Source organism: Bacillota bacterium, assembly GCA_040754675.1.
Classification (GTDB): Bacteria; Bacillota; Limnochordia; order Limnochordales; family Geochordaceae; genus Geochorda.
The window spans coordinates 1-4,586 of the sequence record JBFMCJ010000333.1 but is presented as its reverse complement, the minus strand read 5'-3'; the positions used below and the strand labels follow the sequence as shown (position 1 = coordinate 4,586).

At 68.1% G+C, this 4,586-nt stretch carries 5 protein-coding genes; all 5 read right to left on the bottom strand.

Annotated features, from left to right (window positions below):
• A partial coding sequence (locus AB1609_16160) for a DUF1614 domain-containing protein (protein MEW6047983.1) occupies positions 1-1,071 on the bottom strand: 1,071 nt, incomplete at its 3' end.
• A 197-nt stretch (positions 1,072-1,268) separates the two neighbouring features.
• A complete protein-coding gene (gene rpsA / locus AB1609_16155) occupies positions 1,269-2,606 on the bottom strand; it encodes a 30S ribosomal protein S1 (protein MEW6047982.1) in 1,338 nt (445 codons plus the stop codon).
• 252 nt (positions 2,607-2,858) lie between these two features.
• Positions 2,859-3,488, bottom strand: a complete 630-nt coding sequence (locus tag AB1609_16150) for a lysophospholipid acyltransferase family protein (GenBank protein ID MEW6047981.1) — start codon at positions 3,486-3,488, stop codon at positions 2,859-2,861.
• 11 nt (positions 3,489-3,499) lie between these two features.
• The gene (gene cmk, locus AB1609_16145) at positions 3,500-4,234 is read right to left on the bottom strand and encodes a (d)CMP kinase (protein ID MEW6047980.1); all 735 of its coding nucleotides are present in this window, start codon (positions 4,232-4,234) and stop codon (positions 3,500-3,502) included.
• Between the two features lie 5 nt (positions 4,235-4,239).
• The coding region (locus AB1609_16140) for a 3-phosphoshikimate 1-carboxyvinyltransferase (protein ID MEW6047979.1) at positions 4,240-4,586 on the bottom strand (347 nt) is incomplete at its 5' end.

Here is a 4,586-nt window from a genome sequence, read left to right as displayed (position 1 = left end):
CACCTGGTAGATGTCGCCCCACCACTTGTTGGGCGTGCCGCTGGTCGGTACGTAGGATTCGTCGCTGTGGGTGAAGTAGAGGGCGACGTCCGGACCGGTCCCCCGCGCCTGGCCGGCCGTCTCGGCAGCCTGGTAGGCGGCCATTGCCTGGTCGGGCGAGGGCATGGGCTCGATGCCGGCGTCCTTCACCTCGACCCGGTCGCCCCGGATGGTACTGACCTCCCACCGGCGGTTGCGCGCGTCGATGTACACGTCGCCGACCCCTACCAGCAGCGCCGTGTACGTCAGCACCGATCCGTCGGGCTTCACCAGGGTGTAGTAGCGGCCGTCCGTGCGCTCGCCCCACGTCATCTCGGCGGCGGCCTGCGCCGAGCCGGAGGCGGCCAGCATGGCCGCAAGAAGCCCGGCAGCGACGGGCCCCAGCAGGATGCCTGCAGCCCGGTCAGGACCTGGGCCGCCCGACAGGCGCTCCAGCGTCTCGCCGACGATCTCGGCCAGCCCGATGGCGATGAAACCGGCCAGCACGATCATGTCGAAGGCCCCGGCCCCACCTATCATGACCGTCCCCACCTGGCCTGAGCGGGCCACCTGCGCCGCGTGCACCACGTCGGTCAGAAGCAGCCCCAGCGTTCCGGACACGAAGGCCGCTCGCCGCGACCGCCGGCCCACCAGGTAGCCGGTGACGCCACCCACGATGCCGAAAAGCCAGACCGGATCGAGAAAGTCGCCGCGCCCCGGATCGAAGTCGGTCACCGATGCAATGGCAAGGACGACCGCTGCCGTAATGACGGCGCCCACCAGGCCGCGCACCTTCTCGGCACCGGAGTCTGCACGCCAGACGAGGTACGCCACCAGCGCCAGCGGAATCAGCGCGCCGCCCACGTTTACGGTCATCATGAAGGGCCTGCGCATGATGGGGATGTCGATGAAGCTCCCGGCGATCATCGCCGCGATGACCAGAAGGGCCTGCCCGTCGGTGAGGCGCAGGCGGTCGAGCGCCCGGTGGGCGAGGCCGAAGAAGATGAGAGCCGCCACCACGACGAGAGCCACGATGCCGGTCGCCAATGGCATAGGAGCATCGATCCCTCCTGCAGGGAAGGCCTTCTTCGTCCAATCCTGCAGGCAACGTCTCCCGCGGCAGCGTGCGCTATGCCGGTGGCGGGGTGCCACTCCGTGTCTGGGCAGGAAGGCGGATGCAAACGCGAAGGGCCGGCTCGAAGCCGGCCCTCCTCTTCTTGCGTGAGCACAAGCCGCTGGTTTGCGGCTCCTTAGGTTCCAGAGCCATCCGACGAGGCCGGTGCTTTGCCCCCTGCCTCGTGGTGGGCCTCCGCGGGCGCCTGCGGCCCGCGCGGCGTGCCACCCTCCTGGCCGCCGTTCAGCACCTGGCCCAGGTTGCTGTAAAGTTCACCGATGGTTACCGTGGGCGCCTCGGCCGAAGCGTGCACGTTCACCGCCTGCTTCGGCTCGGGCTTCGGCGCGGCTTCCCTCAGCGAAAGCCCGATGCGCCTCGCGGCCTGATCCACGCTGAGGATCTTCACCCGCACCCGCTGGCCCGGCGAGACGACCTCCTGCGGCTTGGTGACGTGGTGGTCGGCCAGCTGGGAGATGTGGACCAGCCCCTCGATGCCGTTCTCCAGCCGCACGAACGCCCCGAAGTCAACCAGCCGGGTCACCTGGCCCTCGACGATGTCACCCACGTGGTAACGCTCGCTCACCGTGTCCCACGGGTTGGGCAGCACCTGCTTGAGGCCGAGCGAGATGCGTTCGTGCTCGCGGTCAACGTTGAGCACCATCACCTTGATCGTCTGGCCTTCGCTGAGAACGTCCGAGGGGTGGCGGACCCGGCTCCAGGCCATCTCGGAGACGTGCAGCAACCCCTCGACGCCGCCGCCGAGGTCGATGAACGCCCCGAAGTCGGTCAGCCGGCGCACCACGCCCTCCACCACCTGCCCCTCCTTGAGGGTGGAGAACAGGCGCGCCTTGGCTTCCTGATACTCCTTCTCCAACACTTCTTTGCGTGAGAGCACCACGTTGCGCCGGCTGCGATTGACCTCCACGACCTTCAACCTCAGCGTCTGGCCGACGAATTTGTCCAGGTTGTCCACGTAGCCCCGCGCGACATGTGAGGCGGGCACGAACCCCCGCACTCCCACGTCCACCAGAAGCCCGCCCTTGACCCGCTCCGTGACCCGTGCCTCCAGGATGCGGCCATCGTCCCGTGCCTGCTCCAACCTCCGCCAGGTGAGCTCAACGTCGGCCCGCCGCTTGGACAGAAGAACGCCGCCCTCGTTTTCATCCACCTTGAGCACCCAGACGTCGATCTCGTCTCCGGGCTTCAGGATGTCGGACGGCTTCTGGCCGGACCGCAGGCCGAGTTCGTGGATGGGAATGCGGCCGTCGCCCTTGTAGCCGACGTCGACCAGCACCTCGTCCGCCGCCACCTGCACCACTCGCCCCCGTACCAGCTGGCCGGGGGTGAGGGGGGCCAGCACCTGCTCGAGCTGATCGTTGACGGCCTCCGGCGCCTCGACGGCGGCGGCCTGCTCGGCCTGCGCCTCGGGAGCCGGGTGCGACGGCACGGAATGCTCTTCGTCATTGAAGTTCATACGTGACCACTACCTCCTCGGGATGCACCTGACAGGTCCAGGCAGGCAGGGATTGAGAGGGCCATCTCTCGATTGGCCTGGAGGGGTACACTCCGACCCGTGCATGGCGGGCACGCGCTTCAGGGCACACCTTCTGCTGTTCCACGCATACCGCACGTTTCGCGCTATTCGTGAAGGGAGGGCTAATTCCTCCCCGCCCGGCGCGTAAAGTCGCGGAGTTTGGGGATTCGCTTCTGGAGGGCTTGGATAAGATCAACCGAGAGCAGGCGAATCCGGCTCGCCTGGCAGTCTCTGCCCCAAAAGCTCGCGCAGTTGCTCTGCCAGACGGTGGCTTGTGGCGGCAATCCGCTCCTTCTTGCCGCTGGTGCTCTCGGAACCCGTGGTCAGCAGCTGGCCCACCCGGATGTCGATGGCAATGCGGCGCGGCCACCATGCCCCTTTCGGCATGGCTCGCTCCGTTCCCGCGATGGCCACCGGAAGGATCGGGGCGCCGCTCTTGAGAGCAAGCAGTGCCGTGCCACCCTGCAGCTCCAGGAGCTGGCCGTCGCGGCTTCGGGTCCCTTCGGGGAACACGCCCACCACCCGTTCCTCGCGCAGCAGCTTGAGAGCATGGTGGATCGCTTCCCGGTCAGCCTCGCCCCGCCGTACCGGAAAGGCATAAACCCAGCGTAGAACCTGGCCGAGCAGGGGGTAGCGGAAAAGCTCGTCTTTGGCCATGAAACAGACGGGCCGTGGCATGACCACACCGATCAAGAGCGGGTCAAGCATGCTCAGGTGATTGATCGCCAGAATCACGGGGCCGTTTCGGGGAACGCGCTCAAGCCCCGTGACCCGCACGCGAAAGTACGGGAGGAGAAGGGCCTGCAGCAGCCTTCTGGCCACTCGGTAAAACGTCAGTCGCCACCTCCCAGGCGTTCACGGCATACGAGAAGTGCTCGGCGCAGGACCGTTTCAAAGTCCTGTCCCGTCGTGTCCAGCGTAACGGCATCTGGCGCCGCCATCAAGGGGCTCGCCGAGCGCGAGGTATCCTGTTGATCGCGCGCTTTCAACTGCTCGGTCAGCGCGCCCAGGTCCACGTCGCCTGCCGCCTGCCCCTCGCCGAGCGCCAGCAGTTCACCCGCCCGGCGCCGTGCCCGCTCCTCCAGAGAGGCAGTGACAAACAGCTTGACGGGCGCCTCCGGCAGCACCACCGTCCCGATGTCGCGGCCGTCCATCACACATGGCCCCTCCTCGGCCAGGTGGCGCTGGTAACCTGCCAGGATATGGCGCACCTCCGGGATGCGTGCCACGGAGGAGGCCGCCTGTCCCACCTCAAGGGAGCGCACGGCGGCGCTGACGTCCCGGCCGTTGAGGAAGACCGGGGTCGGGCCGTCGGTGTTGGGGTCGACGCCCAGCCTGAGGTCCAGGGACCGCACCAGCTCCACAATCCTGGCATGGTGGGCCGGATCGTCCGGAGAAAGCCCGGCTTCGAGGGCCGCCAGCGCGGCCGCCCGATAGGTGGCCCCGGTGTCGACGTATCGGAAGCCGAGCTCCCGAGCCAGCGCTCTGGCAAGGGTGCTCTTCCCGGCGCCCGCCGGCCCGTCCACTGCTACCCAGGAGGGGCGGCCAGTGCTGCCCGCCGATTCCATACTGCTTAGGCTTCGTGCACCTCTTCGACCTGCCCGCCCCCGGCGCGGGCGAGTTCGGCCAGGGCGCGTGCGAAGTTGGGAAACGAAATTCCGACGCATCGGGAGCGCTTCACCACCGACGGTGCACTTCCTGCCAGCGCCGCCACGGCCAGCGCCATGGCGAGCCGGTGGTCCCCATGTGAATCCGCCACTCCCCCCCGGGGAGGCTGCGGCCCGCGGATGCGCATCCCGTCGGGCAGCGCCTCCACGTACACCCCCAGAGAGGCCAGGGCTTCGCAAAGCGCCTCGATGCGGTCCGACTCCTTCACGCGCAGCTCGGCGGCGTCGGCGATGATGGAGATCCCCTCGGCCC

Excerpts from the sequence above, each read along its gene's own strand:
- rpsA (MEW6047982.1), bottom strand. The coding sequence starts at position 2,606 with ATGAACTTCAATGACGAAGAGCATTCCGTGCCGTCGCACCCGGCTCCC.
- cmk (MEW6047980.1), bottom strand. The coding sequence starts at position 4,234 with ATGGAATCGGCGGGCAGCACTGGCCGCCCCTCCTGGGTAGCAGTGGAC.